The organism is Bacillus sp. EB106-04-04-XG123 (assembly GCF_058791855.1).
Genome location: NZ_JBYTDZ010000001.1, coordinates 878,386 through 895,408 on the forward strand (window position 1 = coordinate 878,386; position 17,023 = coordinate 895,408).

Annotated in this window: 14 protein-coding genes; 3 read left to right on the top strand and 11 right to left on the bottom strand. The window is 41.5% G+C overall.

Features of this window, described 5'->3' with window-relative positions; translation table 11 throughout:
• Positions 1 to 331 precede the first annotated feature (331 nt).
• Entirely contained in the window at positions 332 to 1,621 is a 1,290-nt protein-coding gene (gene gltT / locus AC3WTB_RS04610) for a glutamate/proton symporter GltT (protein WP_492333394.1), read from the top strand.
• Positions 1,622 to 1,653: 32 nt separating this feature from the next.
• On the opposite strand, the gene AC3WTB_RS04615 is transcribed toward gltT, so the two are convergent.
• The 7 genes from AC3WTB_RS04615 to AC3WTB_RS04645 form a co-directional block, all read right to left on the bottom strand.
• Positions 1,654 to 2,703, bottom strand: coding sequence for a M42 family metallopeptidase (locus tag AC3WTB_RS04615; RefSeq protein ID WP_492333395.1), 1,050 nt, complete (start codon positions 2,701 to 2,703; stop codon positions 1,654 to 1,656).
• A gap of 143 nt (positions 2,704 to 2,846) precedes the next feature.
• Positions 2,847 to 5,156 (bottom strand): YhgE/Pip family protein, encoded by a 2,310-nt coding sequence (locus AC3WTB_RS04620; protein WP_492333396.1) that lies wholly within the window; start codon positions 5,154 to 5,156, stop codon positions 2,847 to 2,849.
• 64 nt (positions 5,157 to 5,220) lie between these two features.
• Positions 5,221 to 5,799 carry a TetR/AcrR family transcriptional regulator gene (locus AC3WTB_RS04625; RefSeq protein ID WP_047202367.1) on the bottom strand — a complete coding sequence of 193 codons (579 nt, stop codon included), beginning with the start codon at positions 5,797 to 5,799 and terminating at the stop codon, positions 5,221 to 5,223.
• A 173-nt stretch (positions 5,800 to 5,972) separates the two neighbouring features.
• The gene (hemY, locus tag AC3WTB_RS04630) at positions 5,973 to 7,385 is read right to left on the bottom strand and encodes a protoporphyrinogen oxidase (RefSeq protein ID WP_039177605.1); all 1,413 of its coding nucleotides are present in this window, start codon (positions 7,383 to 7,385) and stop codon (positions 5,973 to 5,975) included.
• 22 nt (positions 7,386 to 7,407) lie between these two features.
• Positions 7,408 to 8,346, bottom strand: coding sequence for a ferrochelatase (gene hemH / locus AC3WTB_RS04635; RefSeq protein WP_024426557.1), 939 nt, complete (start codon positions 8,344 to 8,346; stop codon positions 7,408 to 7,410).
• A 32-nt stretch (positions 8,347 to 8,378) separates the two neighbouring features.
• On the bottom strand, positions 8,379 to 9,437 hold the full coding sequence (hemE, locus tag AC3WTB_RS04640) for a uroporphyrinogen decarboxylase (RefSeq protein WP_492333397.1): 1,059 nt from the start codon (positions 9,435 to 9,437) through the stop codon (positions 8,379 to 8,381).
• A gap of 124 nt (positions 9,438 to 9,561) precedes the next feature.
• The gene (locus tag AC3WTB_RS04645) at positions 9,562 to 11,697 is read right to left on the bottom strand and encodes a transglycosylase domain-containing protein (protein WP_492333398.1); all 2,136 of its coding nucleotides are present in this window, start codon (positions 11,695 to 11,697) and stop codon (positions 9,562 to 9,564) included.
• Between the two features lie 127 nt (positions 11,698 to 11,824).
• Between AC3WTB_RS04645 and AC3WTB_RS04650 the strand changes: the two genes are divergently transcribed.
• Positions 11,825 to 12,310 carry an antibiotic biosynthesis monooxygenase family protein gene (locus AC3WTB_RS04650; protein WP_492333399.1) on the top strand — a complete coding sequence of 162 codons (486 nt, stop codon included), beginning with the start codon at positions 11,825 to 11,827 and terminating at the stop codon, positions 12,308 to 12,310.
• A gap of 65 nt (positions 12,311 to 12,375) precedes the next feature.
• Here AC3WTB_RS04650 and AC3WTB_RS04655 read toward each other — a convergent pair whose 3' ends face one another.
• A complete protein-coding gene (locus tag AC3WTB_RS04655; RefSeq protein ID WP_228285951.1) occupies positions 12,376 to 12,528 on the bottom strand; it encodes a hypothetical protein in 153 nt (50 codons plus the stop codon).
• 283 nt (positions 12,529 to 12,811) lie between these two features.
• On the opposite strand from AC3WTB_RS04655, the gene AC3WTB_RS04660 reads away from it, so the two are divergent.
• A complete protein-coding gene (locus AC3WTB_RS04660) occupies positions 12,812 to 13,999 on the top strand; it encodes a M20 family metallopeptidase (RefSeq protein ID WP_492333400.1) in 1,188 nt (395 codons plus the stop codon).
• A gap of 27 nt (positions 14,000 to 14,026) precedes the next feature.
• On the opposite strand, the gene AC3WTB_RS04665 is transcribed toward AC3WTB_RS04660, so the two are convergent.
• From AC3WTB_RS04665 to AC3WTB_RS04675, 3 genes are read right to left on the bottom strand one after another with little or no spacing between them, the layout of a single operon-like run.
• Positions 14,027 to 14,731, bottom strand: coding sequence for an EcsC family protein (locus tag AC3WTB_RS04665; protein WP_492333401.1), 705 nt, complete (start codon positions 14,729 to 14,731; stop codon positions 14,027 to 14,029).
• 53 nt (positions 14,732 to 14,784) lie between these two features.
• Positions 14,785 to 16,005 carry an ABC transporter permease gene (locus tag AC3WTB_RS04670; protein WP_492333402.1) on the bottom strand — a complete coding sequence of 407 codons (1,221 nt, stop codon included), beginning with the start codon at positions 16,003 to 16,005 and terminating at the stop codon, positions 14,785 to 14,787.
• Positions 15,998 to 16,738 (bottom strand): ABC transporter ATP-binding protein, encoded by a 741-nt coding sequence (locus AC3WTB_RS04675; protein WP_047202605.1) that lies wholly within the window; start codon positions 16,736 to 16,738, stop codon positions 15,998 to 16,000. The genes AC3WTB_RS04670 and AC3WTB_RS04675 overlap by 8 nt, the downstream gene beginning before the upstream one ends.
• Positions 16,739 to 17,023: the final 285 nt, after the last annotated feature.

The following is a 17,023-nucleotide window of genomic DNA, read 5'->3' on the forward strand; positions in this document are numbered from 1 at the left end:
ATTGAATAAAAAAGCACTTTTTTCCTACGTCGTCAGTTGGAGTCAAAAGTGCTTTTTATTTTTTCTGAAAAATAGGTAAAAAGGTAAAACCCCTGTCACAAAAGGGTTTTTTAGTATTTTCATATGATGAGTTTTAGTTCTGAAGACACTTTTTATTGACTAAAAACAATGGAGGGGGTTCTAAATGTCTATTTTTTCTAACAATTTTGTATTTTCTTAATATAATTTTATCGTGGACGAACCTCTTTAATTTTAGTTATACTTTAATTCATATATTAAAACTTAATATGATGGGAATATTCCTTTAATGAATATGCTAGGGAGGAAATCTATGAAAAAATTAAAATTTGGATTGGCTACTCAAATCCTAATCGGTCTTATTCTCGGTGTCGTTGTTGGGGCGATCTTTTTCGGTAACCCAGGTGTCGAGACATACTTAAAACCAATTGGAGACTTCTTCTTAAGACTCATCAAGATGATTGTCATCCCAATTGTCGTATCCAGCTTAATTTTAGGTGTTGCAGGTGCGGGTGATGGTAAAAAAGTAGGGAAACTTGGTTTTAGAACCATTCTTTATTTTGAAATTATCACAACATTTGCGATTGTCCTTGGTCTTGTGCTTGCAAACTTTGTACAACCTGGTGCAGGCGTTGACTTTGGAAATACGGAAAAACAAGATATTAGCCAGTATGTTGAAACGGAAAAAGAGCAAAGCAGCAAATCAGTTGCTGATACGTTCCTTCATATCGTTCCAACGAACTTCTTCCAATCATTGGCGGAAGGTGATTTGCTTGCGATTATTTTCTTCACAGTGCTATTTGCACTTGGTGTTTCAGCGATTGGGGAACGCGGTAAACCAGTGTTTGCCTTCTTCGAGGGTGTATCACATGCCATGTTCCATGTCGTCAATGTTGTGATGAAAGCTGCGCCATTTGGTGTATTCGCACTCATTGGTGTAACCGTATCAAAATTTGGTCTTGAATCTCTTATTTCATTAGGTAAGCTTGTAGGTCTTGTTTATTTTGCGCTCGCTCTCTTCCTTATCGTTGTATTCGGAATTATCGGAAAGATGATTGGCGTCAATATTTTCAGATTTCTTGCTTACATGAAAGACGAAATGCTTCTTGCCTTTAGTACATCCAGCTCTGAAACAGTTTTACCAAGAGTCATGGATAAAATGGAGCGCATCGGATGTCCAAAAGGGATTGTTTCGTTCGTTATCCCAATCGGTTATACGTTTAACCTGGACGGCTCCGTCTTGTATCAAGCCATTGCAGCGCTTTTCCTTGCACAGGTATATGGCATTGACCTCACGATCGTCCAGCAGCTTACACTTGTTCTTGTGCTGATGGTAACATCTAAAGGAATGGCTGCCGTTCCTGGTACTTCATTTGTTGTATTACTCGCGACATTAGGAACAATCGGTGTACCTGCTGAAGGTCTTGCATTTATTGCAGGTGTGGACCGTATCATGGATATGGCGCGGACAGTTGTGAATTTAACAGGAAATGCACTTGCAGCTGTTGTCATGTCTAAATGGGAAGGGCAATATGACCCTGAAAAAGGACATCGTGTGATGACTGGACAAGAGGCTCCTGAACCAACACAGCTTTCAAGCTAACAAAAAGAACCCCTTCTATCGGGGTTCTTTTTTTATGCTGTGATTAATGTTGATTGGACATAGTGGTAAAGGAGATCCGCTGTATGGACAAGTGAATCCTCATGTGTTCTTTCAAAAGCATGAGAGGAATCTATACCAGGACCAATCAGTCCATGAATGATATCATGCCCTGCTCTAATGGCTGCTGATGCATCAGAGCCATAATAAGGGTAAATATCAAGGCGGTAATCAATGTTGTTCTCTTCTGCTAATGCAGCTAAATGTTTGCGTAGCCCATAGTGATAAGGACCGCTTGAATCCTTTACACAAATCGATACACTGTATTCATCTGTTGATTGACCGTCGCCGATCGCGCCCATATCTACAGCGAGATATTCCACCGTTTCTTCTGGAATATTCGAGTTTCCACCGTAGCCAATTTCTTCATTATTGGAAATTAAGAAATGCGTCGTATGCGGCAATGTGATCTTTTCCTTTTGAATCCGGTGGATGAGCCGCAAAAGCAGCGCCACACTTGCCTTATCATCAAGATGTCTTGATTTAATAAAACCTGAAGATGTCACTTCCACTCTCGGATCAAATGAGATAAAGTCCCCTACTTGAATGCCAAGCGCTTTGACATCGTCTGCATTTTTCACCTTTTCATCAAGACGAATCTCCATATTTTCTTGGTTCCGTTTCGCTTTTCCAGCATCCGCATAGACGTGAACGGATGTTTGATGCATAAGAATGGTTCCTGTGTATGTATGGCCTGATGCTGTTTCAATTTCACAATATTCGCCTTCAATTGAGTTATACTGAAAGCCTCCAATGAGTGCAAGACGAAGCCGTCCATTTGATTTAATTTCCTTAACCATCGCACCGAGCGTATCGACATGCGCTGTCAGCATGCGGTGTTCCTTGTCATCTGTTCCTTTAATCGTGGCTATTAATCCGCCTTTTCGATTTCGTTTTGTCTCAATATTCAAATCTTGTAAAAAGCGTTCAACAAAGCCGATCACTTTTCCTGTATTTCCTGATGGACTTGGGATTGATACGAGCTTTTGAATCAGCTGAACGGTTTCATTTACTTCAGTTGTCATTCGGCATTTCCTCCTTTGTCTGAAAGCAATTCCTTCCATGTATGCCTTTTTCAGCATCTCTTCTTAAAATATATCGCTTCAGGTTCGAGATGTCTAATTTCAAATGAAAAATCCTTCCTCTAAAAAGAGAAAGGATTCATAGATTAAGCTTCGTCCTGTTTCATTTTTCTTACGTTCCAAGCAAAGTATGCTGTTGTTGCAGCCATCATGATGATCGCAACTGTTCCAAGGATCGCTGCTTGGTGCCATAAATAGCTGTCATCACCGCTTGCAATGATCGTTCTAAATCCGTTGATTGTATACGTCATTGGAAGCAGACTGTGAATGACTTGGAAGAATTTCGGCACAAGCTCAAGCGGGAATGTACCAGCACTTGCTGCGAGCTGAAGAACCAAGATAATAACAGCAATGAAACGTCCTGGGTTACCCATTGTTGTCGCCAGCAGCTGAATGATCGCTAAGAATGTCAGACTGACGATAATCGCAAAGAGATAGAAGCGCCAGAGGCTTTCCACCTCAAGACCAAGCCCAAAGATGAGCAAGGAGCTTGCAATGACTGCTTGAAGAATGCCGACAATGAGGAGCACACTATATTTGCTGACAAACCATTCAAACGCATTTCTAGGGCGTCCAGCAGGGTCTTTCATTGGGAATACAACGGTGAGCATGAGAGCCCCTACAAAGAGTCCCATCGATAAAATATAAGGTGTGAGCCCTGTACCATAATTATCGATCTTTTTCGCTGTATCATTTTCTGTTTTCACGGGACTCGCAATCATATTGTAATTGTCTTGGCCCGCATCAATTTCTCCTGTTTCATCAGCGGCGCTTTTTAATTTATCGGACAGCTTACCTGTACCGCTCTTTAAATCGCCCAATCCTTTATCAAGTGATTTTGAGCCTTCAGCAAGCTTAGATGTGTTGCTTTGAATATTTGTTGAACCACTTTCCAGCTTATTTAACGCTGCGCTTAGCTGGCTTGAACCATTCGCAAGCTTATCCGCACCGCTTTTCGCTGTATCAAGCTTTCCATTTGCTGTCTGCAGACCATCTTGTAATTGACCTTGACCTGTTTGGAGCTTCAGTGCACCTTGATACAATTTATTCGTACCAGATGTCATTTGATCTATCGCATTTTGTATTGCGACTGTAGATGTGTACAGCTGTTCTGTTTTCTTTGGCAGCTGTTTGACTTGCTGCAGCTGAGCTTTTGCAGAAGCAACCGCAGATTGAACCTCACTTGCATCAGGCAGTTCCTGCAAGGCCGCTAAGCTTTGTTCAAGTCCAGACAGATCAGGCAGTTCGATTTTAGGCAGACTGTCAAGCTGATCCATTGCCGCCTTTTTCTCTTCATCTGTCATTGAACTGTTTTGGATGATGCTTTTTACTTTAGCATCTCGATTCGCTAGCGCTTCTTTTAATGAAGCAAGTTTTGTACTAAACGTTTTTGCGTCTTTTTTCACCTGATCGAGTTTAGGCGCCATCTTCTCAAGATTCGCTAATTCTGGTGACGACAAGACTTTTTCTACTGCTTCAATTTTTTCTGAAAAAGATTGTGCTTTGTTATTTAGCTGCTCAATGCCAGCTGTGAATTGCGGCATTTTAGAAGCGAGCTGCTGATGACCTTCGCGGCTTGTGTTTAACCCTTCAGTCAATGTATCAATCCCTGTACCAAGCTCTCCAAATTTCTGATCGATGGTTTGATAGCCAGTTAAGAGCTGGCCAAGTCCACTGTCAAGAGATTGTATCCCTGTGTTCAGTTCACCCATTTTACCAGCAAACTGATGAACACCTTCGCTATAGGTTAACGTTCCTTCAGCCAATTTTGCTAGATTGTCTTTTAACTTGTTACTGCCATCTTTTGCATTTTTTGTTCCGTCATCAATTTTCTTCGCACCATCGCTTGCTTGATCTAAGCCTTTTGCAATCGTTTTGAAGTTATCAAAAATGACCTCTGCGTAATTTTTCGTGACTTCCTTTGAAACCGAATCTTTTAATTTGATAATGGCATTATTCGCAATTTGTGACGCCGCATAGTTGGCGCCTGGATTCGTATAATATTTCAGATTCGATTTTTTTGGATGTTTATCCAGGACTGTACTTGCATTTTTCGAGAAATCCTTTGGTATTTCCACGACGAGATAATAATCCTCGTTATTTAATCCCTTCACTGCCTTTTCTTCACTATCGACAAAATTCCATTTGAAATTATCGTTTTTCTTTAATTCCTTCACTAAATCATCGCCGACATGCAGTGTTTTCCCGTCATAATGACTGCCTTCGTCCAAGTTGACCACTGCTACAGGCAATTGATCGACTGTACCATATGGATCCCAGTACGCTTTTAAAAATACGCCACTGTAAATCAGCGGAATAAATAACACAGCGAAAATCGGGATCAGTAGTTTTTTGCTCGTCACAATGTCTTTCCATTGATTCCGAATTAAATTCATTGCTGTTTTCCTCCCATAGATGAATGACTAAATTTAGAATTTGGTCATTTGAACTTAAAAAAAATTATGTTGCGGCTAAAAGTCCTTTGAGTACATAAAGCTCCAGCGACTCGGCCACCTCTTCTTTTGTTAAAGGCTCGTATCGCTTTTCCCAATCAAAAATAAGTGCAATATATAGTTTCACCATCACAAATGCAGTCAATTCAGGATCACATGGCTTAATATCGCCTTTATCAATCGCTTCTTTTACTTTCGTTTTAACATAGCGAATGATCATTTGCTCCATCTTTTCAATCATTTCCTTGACCGCTGATGTGCCAAGCTCCGCATTTTCCTGAAAGATTTTGATTGTGAGCTGGTGGTTTTTTCGAAATTCCAATATTGCAAAGAGTGCTAAATGAAGGTTTTCAGAGAAACTTTTCTCCTCATCCATTGCTTCATCTGCAATTTTCCTCATCTCTATTAAAAGGGATGTGAAAATTTCATCGAACAGCTCTTCTTTGTTTTTGAAAAAGGTATAAATGGTTCCTTTTCCGACGTTGGCAAGCTTCGCCACAAGGTCCATTGTGGTGGCTTTATACCCAAATTGAGTAAATGCCTTCGTAGCCCCGTCTAAAATCATTTGTCTCCTATCAACACTCATGATCTCACTCCCAAAATGACTATTTGAACGTTTTGGTCATTAAGTACAGAAAGTAATATACCATATCCTTTTCTCCGGATGCAACAACTTTGTTCACTTTTATGATTCACAACTCTTTTTGAATGATGAGAACACGAAAAACTCCCTTTCCTTGGTAGAAAAGGGAGTTTGTTTTATGAAAATAGATAAGATACAGCCTCTGAAATGGCCGCTTTTCCTTGATCAATACAATCAGGGATTCCGACACCTTCAAAAGCAGCACCTGTGATATAAACACCAGGATATGATTGCTTAAACGTTTCTCGCATATTCGAAATGGCTTTCTGATGACCGACGTGATATTGCGGCATGCTGGTCTTCCAGCGAGTCACTGTCGTCAGTTCTGGATCTGCTTTAATATCCATGATTTTCTTCAAATCCTCCAGCACAATGCTGACGATTTGATGGTCTGACTGTTCGACAATTGATTCGTCGCCAGCCTTCCCTACATAAGCACGCAATAGCGTTTTTCCTTTAGGAGCTGTATGCGGCCATTTTTTGTTCGTCCACGTACAGGCTGTAATAGAGAAATCACTGTTTCTTGAGATGACAAAACCAGTGCCGTCATATTCATTATGAACATCCTCTTCTTTAAAACCGAGTGCAACTGTTGCAACAGAAGTAGATGTCATATCATGCAAGTACTCAAGTCCGGCTTCTTTTGGAAACATGGAATAGATCGATTGATGCGGAGTTGTCACAATGGCTGAATCGGCAAAAAGCGTTTGACCGCTGTCTAATTGCACTCCGTAGCCCCCATCGGTTTTTTCAATCTGCTTCACTTTTGTCCCTTTATAAACCGTTGTCAGCTTGAGCTTGCTTTCTACTGCTTCAACAAGTGCTTGCAGTCCTTGATTGATCGTTTGGAACTGCCCTTGTTTTTTCGCTGTCACTTGCTGCGCTTTCGCATGCTGCTGTGATTTTTTCATCCCAAGAATCAAACTGCGATGCTTCTGTTCTGTTTGATAAAACTGCGGGAAGGTGGACATTAAGCTGAGGCGGTCAATGTCACCAGCATAAATACCTGATAGTAGAGGTTCGATTAAATTCTCAACTACTTCATCACCGACACGTCTTCTAAAAAATTCACCGAGCGACTGATCTTCTGTCTGCTTGCTTTTTGGCAGTACGAAATCCATTGCGGCTCTCGCTTTTCCTGCAACTGAAAAAAGACCGGTTGTGATGAATGGGCTGATTTGAGTTGGAATACCCATGACAGCGCCTTTTGGCATCGGGTGAAGGGTTTCATTGACTAGTACATATGCTTGCCCTGTTTCATTATTGACGAGCTGATCCGCGAGACCAACATCCTTCGCCAGCTGCGGTCCACTGACCTTTCTTTCTAAAAATGAATCAGGTCCACGTTCAATGATGTACCCGTCTTTATATAATGTTTGTATTTTTCCACCTAGCCTAGGGCTCGCTTCAATAAGAGATATTTGAATGGGAAGACCTTTTTCTTCGACTTCCTTTTCCAAATAGAAGGCGGCGGCTAAACCAGTGATGCCACCGCCAATGATGACAAGGTGTTTTTGATTGTCATGCATAGGATCGCCTTCTTTTATATAATTACTTGCTTTCGTCAAGCTTCTTTAATACGACAGTTGCGAGAGCATCAATAAATGCTGGTTTCGCATTTGGCATTTCTGGACGATAGTAGGCTGCACCAATTTCATCTGTCACGACTTTACATTCATAATCGTTGTCGTATAACACTTCTAGATGGTCAGCGACAAACCCAACAGGCACATATACGAACGTTTTATAGCCTTTTTGTTCAAATAGGTCCCGTGTTAAGTCTTGAACGTCTGGTCCAAGCCATGGATCAGGCGTGTTGCCTTCACTTTGCCAGCCAATTTCATAATGTTCAATTCCTGCACCTTCTGCAATCATTTTAGCAGACTGTGCGAGCTGATCAGGATATGGATCTCCTGCTGCAATAATTTTTTCAGGAAGGCTGTGTGCAGACACAATGAGTACGGCTGATTCTCTTTCCTCTTCACTCATCGATGCATACGTATCCTTCACTTGTTTCACCCAATAGTCCACAAACTTCGGCTCATCGTACCAGCTTTCCACAGATGTAATCTTCAGATTGCCAAGCTTGTCTGCCTCATCTTGTGCACGCTTGTTATACGATTTCACGCTAAAGGTTGAAAAATGCGGCGCAAGAACAATACTCACTGCTTCTGTGATGCCGTCTTTGTGCATCTCTGCAACTGCATCCTCAATGAATGGTTCAATATGCTTTAAGCCAATGTAGACATGAAATTCAATGTCGTCTTGGATGTCGTTCAAATGATCACACAAACCATTTGCCTGCTGTTCTGTAATTTTTGATAAAGGAGATATACCGCCGATTGCCTTGTATCGGTCCTTCAAATCTTGCAGCATCTCTGGCTCCGGCTTTCTGCCTCTGCGGATATGTGTATAATAACGTTCAATATCTTCTTCTTTATATGGGGTGCCATATGCCATGACAAGAAGTCCCATTTTCTTTTTCTCCACAACCAACACTCCTTCAGATCATTTGAAATAGTTTAGATGGATGATTTTTTATGTTTCGCTGAATAATCGTGAATAAAATCTGTCAGCTTCTTTAACGTATCTGGTGAAACATCAGGAAATACCCCATGACCTAAGTTAAAGATAAAGTGATCTGATTTCATTCCTTGATCTAAAATATCTTTTGCTCTTTCTTCAATGACTTCCCAAGGAGCAAGTAAGATGGTTGGATCAAGGTTCCCCTGTAACGTTTTTGTGAGCCCTTCTTTTCTCGCTTCGTCTACACTCATACGCCAATCCAGTCCAACCACATCAAGCGGCAGATCGTGCCAGTCTTTCGCTAGATGGCTTGCACCAACTCCATACATGATCATTGGGACGTTTTCAGACTTCAGCTCTGTGAAAATTCGCTGCATAACAGGCTTAATGAATGTCCGGTAATCTGCTGCATTTAAAGCGCCAACCCATGAGTCGAAAATTTGAAATGCACTGACCCCGGATTTTACCTGCGCGCGTATGTACGTGATCGTCATATCAGCTAACTTGTTCATGAGCAGCATCCACGCCTCAGGATCACTGTACATCAGCGCCTTTGTTTTATGATAATTTTTAGATGGACCGCCTTCAATCATATAGCTTGCCATCGTAAATGGTGCGCCAGCAAAACCGATAAGTGGAACATTCAGCTGCTCCTTCGTTAAAAGCTGAATGGTATCAAGCACATATGGCAGGTCTTCTTCAGGATGAAGTTCCCCAAGACGTTCGATATCTGCTTTAGATCGAATCGGTGCATCAATCACAGGTCCAATTCCATTTTTAATTTCTACGTCCACTCCAATAGCTGGAAGCGGGGTCATAATATCTTTATATAAAATAGCGGCATCTACACCATATTGTTCTACAGGAAGTCTTGTTACATAAGCACATAACTCTGGCTGATGCGTAATTTCAAATAGCCCGTATTTTTCTTTAAGGGCACGATATTCAGGCTGTGAGCGTCCTGCCTGTCTCATATACCAAACTGGTACATGGTCTGTTTTTTCCCCTTTACACGCCTTTAAGAACGTGTCATTAAAAACCTTCGTTTTTCCCATTACCTTTCATTCCACCTTTCGCCTTACACTCTCTTTGCATAAGGCTCAAACACTGCTTTTACTATACCGCGTTTTCAAGGCACGGTATACTAAAGCGGCTCAATGTTCAAAAAATCGCCGAATATTAACGTCCAAAAGACTCTGGCTTGACATACGCACTGCCTTCGCCTTCTTCTTGTGTTTGGGTATTATATGGAACAACTTTATACTCTGCGTTTGAAAATACATTGGCATACGGCATTGTATAACTGCCCACGCCTGTCACTGTGTCGATCAGCGTCTCGCTTCCATTTCTCTTTTCATAGATGCGGTATTCAACGCGTTTATCCTCCTGCTTGTCCCAAGACAGCTCTAATGTAAATAATCCTTTGATTTTAAACGCATAGCGGGCTTCAAATCCTGATACTCCCTCTAAATGGATAGGAGATTGAAGCTCTTTTATTCCCTCTGGTTTTTCAAACGTTTCATTGGTGATTTGAGCTGCTGTTAAAATATCTTTAAACAGCTGCACTGGGTATTGACTGCCCCCAGTTAAATAGTGGCTGTTATCGGTTTTGTCATACCCCATCCAAATCGCACCCGTTGTACTAGGCGTATAACCGGCAAACCAAGCATCCTTTGTTGCACCTTTCACACCCGAATATGTGGTCGTCCCTGTTTTACCAGCTAAATCTCCAGCGTATGAACCGCTCTGGGCTGTCCCGCCTTTGACAACTTGCTGAAGCATTCTTGTCATGTTCCATGCATTCTGCACGCTAAACACTCGTTCTTGCTTACCACGATTCTTTTCTACAGTTTCTCCTTCATCATTGGAGATCTTTTGAATAAAGAAAGGCTTTTTATATACGCCTTCATTGGCAAATGTATGGAAGGCTCCAGCGATCTGTAATGGAGAAACTCCTTTTTCTAAACCGCCAAGAGCAATAGCTAAGCCTTTATCCGAGACATCTATCCCCATCCTCTCGAGATATGATTTCGACGTATCAATGCCCAGCTGACTTAACGTCCACACAGCAGCGGTATTTTTACTTTTCATGAGGGCTTCCATCATTGTGACCCGGCCCTCATACTGCCCATCGTAATTCTTAGGTGAGTAGCCGTCATAGCTTTTTTCTTTGTCTTCAAGCAGCGAATAAGGTCTGAATTTTTTCTCCTGCATTGCCGGACCGTACACCGCGATCGGCTTAAAAACAGATCCCGGCTGCCTAACAGCTGTCACCCTGTTATAGCCTCTCGCCTGATATTCTCGTCCTCCAATGGCTGCTTTCACTCCACCAGACTCGTTATCAATAAATACGGCGCTGCCTTCCGGAGAACCGCTTTTTCCCGGGAAATAACGGTTGTTCTTCATCGCATCATATGCAGTTTTTTGCAGATTCATATCAATCGGTACTTTTATGGTATAGCCGCCTTGAAGCAATTGTTCATGTGAAATGGCATACTCTGATTCTGCTTCTTTAATGATGAGATCAACATAGCTGTCCACCCAAGGTGTTTCTGATTTCTTTTTTAAATGAATGCCTAGTGTTCTCCCTTTTGCTTCTACCGTTTCTGTTGAAGACAAATATCCTTGTTCGTTCATTAAATTCAGGATGGTGTCCCGCCTTTGTTTATTTTTATCAGGGTGTAGAACAGGCGAATAAGTAGATGGTGCCTTTGGCATCGCAGCGAGAGTAGCACCTTCGCTGACCGTTAAATCTTTGACATCCTTACTAAAGTAATAATTGGCTGCTGCCTGAATACCATAAACACCATGGCCGAAGTAAAGCTGATTCAAATACATCTCAAGCAGCTTATCCTTGGAATAATCTCTTTCTAAATTAATGGCAATAATGACTTCTTTCGTTTTTCGAAGAAAGGTTTTGTCATTTGTGAGAAAAATATTTTTTGCGAGCTGCTGAGTAATTGTACTGCCGCCCTCTACCTTTCCTCCTGCTAATATATCTCGATAAACCGCCCTTGAAATAGACTGTGCATCAATTCCGTGATGCTCATAAAAACGCTTGTCCTCGACAGCCACAAAGGCTTTTGCTACTTTATCGGGCACCTCTTTTAACGACACAGGGTCCCGATTTTCTGAATACATGCTTGTGAGTTCTTTTCCATTCTGGTCAATGATTTTGGAGGAAGCGTGAAAAACAAGCTTCTTTTCATCTATGACATAATGTCCTAAAAATAAAATCGTCAGATAGCCAATAAATGAGAGTACGATTGTACTTCCTGCAATGACTAATGGAATGATTATCTTCTTTTTCTTCAAATTAGGTCACCTCATTCCTTTATACGGATAGTATGGGATGTATTGCTTCATAATATGTTTTATGGATTGACTGCCAAAGAATTATATATCATTCTTTTGTTATACTATCAAGCAGGAGGCGGTTTAGATGAATTTCTATATTACATATGGAACAGCAGATTTTTTGCATAAAATCGCAAAAAAACACCATCTGGAAAATCTGCTTTATATGGTCGGGAAAGAACAAGCAGCTCTTTTTCATGAAACGGAGGGTGAGACTGTATTTAAAGCCCCTCATGCCTATGATGTGATTTATGCGAAAGGCGAGCTTGTCCAATCTGGTTTCATCACCTTGAATCATATCCCTGTTAAGCTTGAAAGCAGGGCACTCTTTGAATCCACCTTTCAGAAAAAGACGAACATCTCAGAACATCAGCGCGGCTTCCAGGCTATTCGCGTTTTAAGACCTCAAAAAGATGAAGAAGTTTATTTGATTTTGACACTTTGGGAATCAGAGGACTTATTTCAAGACTTTCAAGAATCAGAAGCATTCTTTCAGCCACACGAGGATACAGGCTCCATTTTCTCTCGTCCGGCTTATCTCACATCCTACCATGCCGTCACAGACAATTAAGGAAGTGCTGCTCTCAGCACTTCTTTTTTTCATGAAAAAAAGCCCAGTCGCCTGGGCTCTTCATTTTATGAGCTTGATTTCAGCTCGTACCGATGAATGATCGGCTGAAGCACATAGAAATTCAGCAATATCCAACCTAATAAGACCGGCCACTTCAACATAGGTGAAGCACCTTTCAATTGAACGAGCAGCACCAATAGCGGAATCAAACAGATCATGAAAAAACTCATTTTTGAGACAAACGTTTCTTTGATTTGATGCCGGCAGCTTGGACACATCATCATTTTCGTATGTGATAAATGGAATTTTTCGACGAAAGAAAATGTTTTTGAACAATTTGGACAGCTTCCCAACGCTACTCCTCCCTTTCCCTGCTTCATATCAACTTCGACTTTTATGTAAAATGACCTTTTGATACTGACCACGAAATCCTCTTCTGTTGAAAGATTCTAACAATTACCATACAATCAGTAAAAGAGCATGAAGGAGGTTTTCGATTCAATGACAATATCCACTTTACAGAAAAGCATCAATGAACGTCTTGATGAACATTATGAGGAAATGGTTGAAATTAGACGCCATCTCCATATGAATCCTGAACTTTCTTTTCAGGAAGAAGAAACAGCCGCTTTCATCGCCAGCTACTATGATACATTACAAATCCCTACGCGTACTCAGGTGGGCGGTCATGGCGTACTCGCTTTTATCGAAGGAGCTTCTCCGGGGCCAACCATTGCCCTCAGAGCTGATTTTGATGCACTTCCCATCCACGATGAAAAAGATGTACCTTACAAATCAACAAAACCTGGAGTGATGCATGCGTGCGGTCACGATGGGCATACTGCGACACTTCTTGTATTAGCAAAAGTTTTGCATACACATCGTGACCAATTAAAAGGAAAGATCGTCCTCATTCATCAGCATGCGGAAGAATATGCTCCCGGCGGCGCAAAACCAATGATTGAAGACGGCTGTTTAGACGGTGTCGATGTGATATTTGGTACGCACCTTTGGTCTTCAGAGCCTTGTGGCACGATTCTTTATAAAAGCGGGAACTTTATGGCAGCTGCCGATCGTTTCTCTATTCAAGTCCAAGGGAAAGGCGGACACGGTGCCCAGCCTCATTTAACAAAAGATGCCGTACTCATCGGTTCACAAATCGTCGCAAACCTGCAGCAAGTCGTTGCCCGTAAAGTCAATCCGATTGATTCTGCTGTAGTGTCTGTTGGAGGTTTTGTCGCAGAGAATGCCTTTAACGTCATTGCAGATTCAGCTGTTTTAACTGGTACTGCACGTTCCTTTGAAGAAAGTGCACGCCATATTATCGAACAGGAAATTGAACAGGTGGTAAAAGGGGTCTGCCAGATGCATGATGCTTCCTACACATATGAATATGTGAGAGGATATCCAGCTGTCAAAAACCACCCGAAGCCGACTGAATATATTGCGGACGTCGCAAAACAGACGGAAGGTGTAACAGAAGTAAAAGAAGCGGAAACCCAAATGGGCGGAGAAGACTTTGCTTACTACCTTCAGCATGTCCCTGGCACCTTCTTCTACACAGGCGCCATGCCGGAAAACAGCCAGGACGTGTATCCACATCATCATCCAAAGTTCGATATCAACGAAAAAGCAATGCCTGTCGCAGCAAAGGTACTCGCTAACGCCGTTCTTTCCTACAATGAATAAAAAAAGCCGCTGTCCTCAGCGGCTTTTCTAATTCATATCTTTCAATATTCGCAAGTGAAATACATGGCGTGCGACCTCTCCGAGCTGTCCTGTCAGCTGATGATTTGCCACGCCGCCAACAGCGGCTCCGACGACCGGCATTAATTGAAACAGCTTCACAAGATCAATGTAATCTCGATACTCCTGCTGAAAGCTGTACCAATCCATTTCCTCTCGGCTCGTTTCCCAATCATCTATGATCTTCATCATTTTTTGACGATGTGCACTGCTGGAAAAAGCGAGTTGAAATATACAGAGCAAAAAGAGTCTTTCTTCCCTTTGAGATAAATCAAAGCCGTAAATACACGCCAGCTCATAAAGGCATTTCATCTTTATGCTCAGCAGCAGCGGAAAGTCTGCCATTCCAAGGAATAAACCGCCTGCACCTGTTCCAATCCCTTCGACGGCAGCCGCCTTTTGGTAATACTTCACTTTATACTTTGCCAGTTCATTTCGTTCTACAAGAGATAATTGTTCAATCACTGAAAATGAAGTGAAGTGTGATCCTGATACGGTGGATTCAACCATTGTTTTGACTGCACTTGTGATGACTTGATGAAACCTGGCAGGAATTCGGCGGTTCACCTGCTGCTGAACTCCTTTTGAAAACCGTTCGATCTTTGAAGGTTTTCTTAAAAAACGTGTTTGAAAAAGAATGGCTTCTTCATACAACTCCCGTTCAGCTGCATTCATCCGGTCCCCTCCTAGATGTCATCATACGCGCGTTGTAAAAAACATATCTCCACTTATCTCATCTTTTTTAACCTACTTTGTACGTAAGGCTTAAAGAGGACAAGCACAAACGCTACAGAAATGAGAAGGGCAAGTCCGCTTCCCTGCCAGCCTCCTACTGGAAGTACTGCACAGCTCAGCAATATCGATTGGATGATGAGCACATTACGGACGAGAACAAAAAAGCTTCGATCCTTTTCTTTTTGAGAAACTGGATAAAGTGCCTGTAATGAAAGATGAGCAAAGTGCTTCGTTAAAGGCACAAGCTGTACACCTGTGATAAATACTGTGAACAAGACAAGCAACGCACCTACCCAGCCTGCTGCACCTGTATACAAAATAATCAGGACAAATACGGCCGTTAATCTAAACACCAGACCAAAATAGTCATTTGAGCGTACAAACGCCCTCACATACATATAAGAAAAAGTTTTACGCTGATCGTAAGGAACAAACTTCAACATCCAGTCCATGTATGCTCTTCTTTTCACCTGTTTCTTTAAGTGAGGCACATCGGTGAATAAGTTTGCCAAACGATAAAAACGCTGCTTCCGTTTTAATTCATCAGAAATATGCAGTTCCCATTGAAAAGGCTGTTTTTTCACTGCATTTGTTAAGTAGACGAGATAGACACCGTAGATAAGATAAAAAACGATTGCAATCACATAGGCTGCCTGTAAGACGGTGTAGATCAACATCATATTTAATAGAAAACGAAGGGCTGCATCGAGCCATCTCACATGTTTTCCTTGAAAATAAGTCATTCTCCATTGAATGGCTGTATTCAAACCCTTTATCAAAATCATTTGCGCCAGTATCAGCACATACCCCGTGATGCCTCCTGAAGACACTGCCGAATAAAGCGGAAGTGCGACAATGGATACAGCAATGAGAGGAAACAGCTGAGAAATGAAGCTAAAGTTAAAAGCTTGTTTTAAGTAAGGCTCCATCTTCCCTTCTAAAGGAAGCAAAAACACAAGATCGGCTTCTTTAATTAACGTACGTACGTATGAGCTTGTAAGTACTAACGAGAAAACAACTGCCATCACCCAGTAGGATGGGAAGTGAGCCGGAATCTGTTTGAGCCAGCTGCTGTACCAGCTTGCTCCGCCTGCAAGGAAAAAAATGAGCACAATGACAAGATGATCGTTGAACATGTATTTTAAGTATTTTCTTGTTTCTTGTATGTGTTCCTCTAATCTTGATTTCCAAATAGTAAGCGTTGTTTTACTCATAGTTTTCTTCCTTTGTTAATTCCAAATAAAGATCATCGAGTGTCGCATCTCTCATATTGAACTGTTCTCTCAGCTCTGCCAGTGTTCCTTTCGCTCTGATTTCCCCTTCGTGCAAAATAATAAAGGAATCACAATAGCGCTCAGCTGTCGCTAAAATATGCGTTGACATCAGGACACTAGCGCCGCTTTTCTTCGCAGCATTCATCCGTTCAAGCAGTGCATTGATCGCAAGAGGATCAAGCCCTAAAAACGGTTCATCGATGATATACAGCTCTGGTTCCACAAGGAATGCACACATAATCATGACCTTCTGCTTCATTCCTTTTGAAAAATGAGCAGGGAACCATTTCAGCCGTTTCTCCATCCGAAATTCTTTCAGCAACGACGGCAGCCGTTCGTCTAATTGTTCCTTCGATAGACCGTAAGCCATCGCTGTCAGCTCTAAATGCTCTTTTAACGTTAATTCTTCATATAAAACAGGTGTCTCAGGAATAAATGTAAATTGTGAACGATACGCCTCTTGGTCGTCTTGAAGGGTTCGTCCATTCAATTCAATGACACCTTTATGCGGTTTCATAAGCCCGATAATATGGCGGATGGTTGTACTTTTTCCCGCCCCGTTTAAACCAATGAGACCAACGATTTGATTTCTTTCTAATTCAAATGAAATATTTTTTAGAACGGGATTCTTCGTATATCCACCCGTTACATCTTTTACAGTGAGAAGGGACATGAATTCGTTCCTTTCTTTCTTTTTTCCTTTATAGTAACAAAAACGAATGATAATTTGAAATGTTTACCTATAGACGAGTCATGAATAAAAAATAGGCGCTATGGTCATCATAATGTATGTAGAAGAAATGAACTTGATGACCAATAAGTAAATGAGGTGTTTGTTAAAGGCAAAGAACCGCATGACAAGTTGGTTTTTCATCTAAAAACCTTAGCTTCTGTTTTGCTTCACTGATTCTTGATTTTTGTGTCCTATACAATATGTATACGACAAACCAAAACGTCA

What these genes read in the sequence shown, in the direction of transcription:
- gltT (WP_492333394.1), top strand. Translation starts at nt 332, where the DNA reads ATGAAAAAATTAAAATTTGGATTGGCTACTCAAATCCTAATCGGTCTT.
- AC3WTB_RS04615 (WP_492333395.1), bottom strand. Translation starts at nt 2,703, where the DNA reads ATGACAACTGAAGTAAATGAAACCGTTCAGCTGATTCAAAAGCTCGTA.
- AC3WTB_RS04620 (WP_492333396.1), bottom strand. Translation starts at nt 5,156, where the DNA reads ATGAATTTAATTCGGAATCAATGGAAAGACATTGTGACGAGCAAAAAA.
- AC3WTB_RS04625 (WP_047202367.1), bottom strand. Translation starts at nt 5,799, where the DNA reads ATGAGTGTTGATAGGAGACAAATGATTTTAGACGGGGCTACGAAGGCA.
- hemY (WP_039177605.1), bottom strand. Translation starts at nt 7,385, where the DNA reads ATGCATGACAATCAAAAACACCTTGTCATCATTGGCGGTGGCATCACT.
- hemE (WP_492333397.1), bottom strand. Translation starts at nt 9,437, where the DNA reads ATGGGAAAAACGAAGGTTTTTAATGACACGTTCTTAAAGGCGTGTAAA.
- AC3WTB_RS04650 (WP_492333399.1), top strand. Translation starts at nt 11,825, where the DNA reads ATGAATTTCTATATTACATATGGAACAGCAGATTTTTTGCATAAAATC.
- AC3WTB_RS04655 (WP_228285951.1), bottom strand. Translation starts at nt 12,528, where the DNA reads ATGATCTGTTTGATTCCGCTATTGGTGCTGCTCGTTCAATTGAAAGGT.
- AC3WTB_RS04660 (WP_492333400.1), top strand. Translation starts at nt 12,812, where the DNA reads ATGACAATATCCACTTTACAGAAAAGCATCAATGAACGTCTTGATGAA.
- AC3WTB_RS04665 (WP_492333401.1), bottom strand. Translation starts at nt 14,731, where the DNA reads ATGAATGCAGCTGAACGGGAGTTGTATGAAGAAGCCATTCTTTTTCAA.
- AC3WTB_RS04670 (WP_492333402.1), bottom strand. Translation starts at nt 16,005, where the DNA reads ATGAGTAAAACAACGCTTACTATTTGGAAATCAAGATTAGAGGAACAC.
- AC3WTB_RS04675 (WP_047202605.1), bottom strand. Translation starts at nt 16,738, where the DNA reads ATGTCCCTTCTCACTGTAAAAGATGTAACGGGTGGATATACGAAGAAT.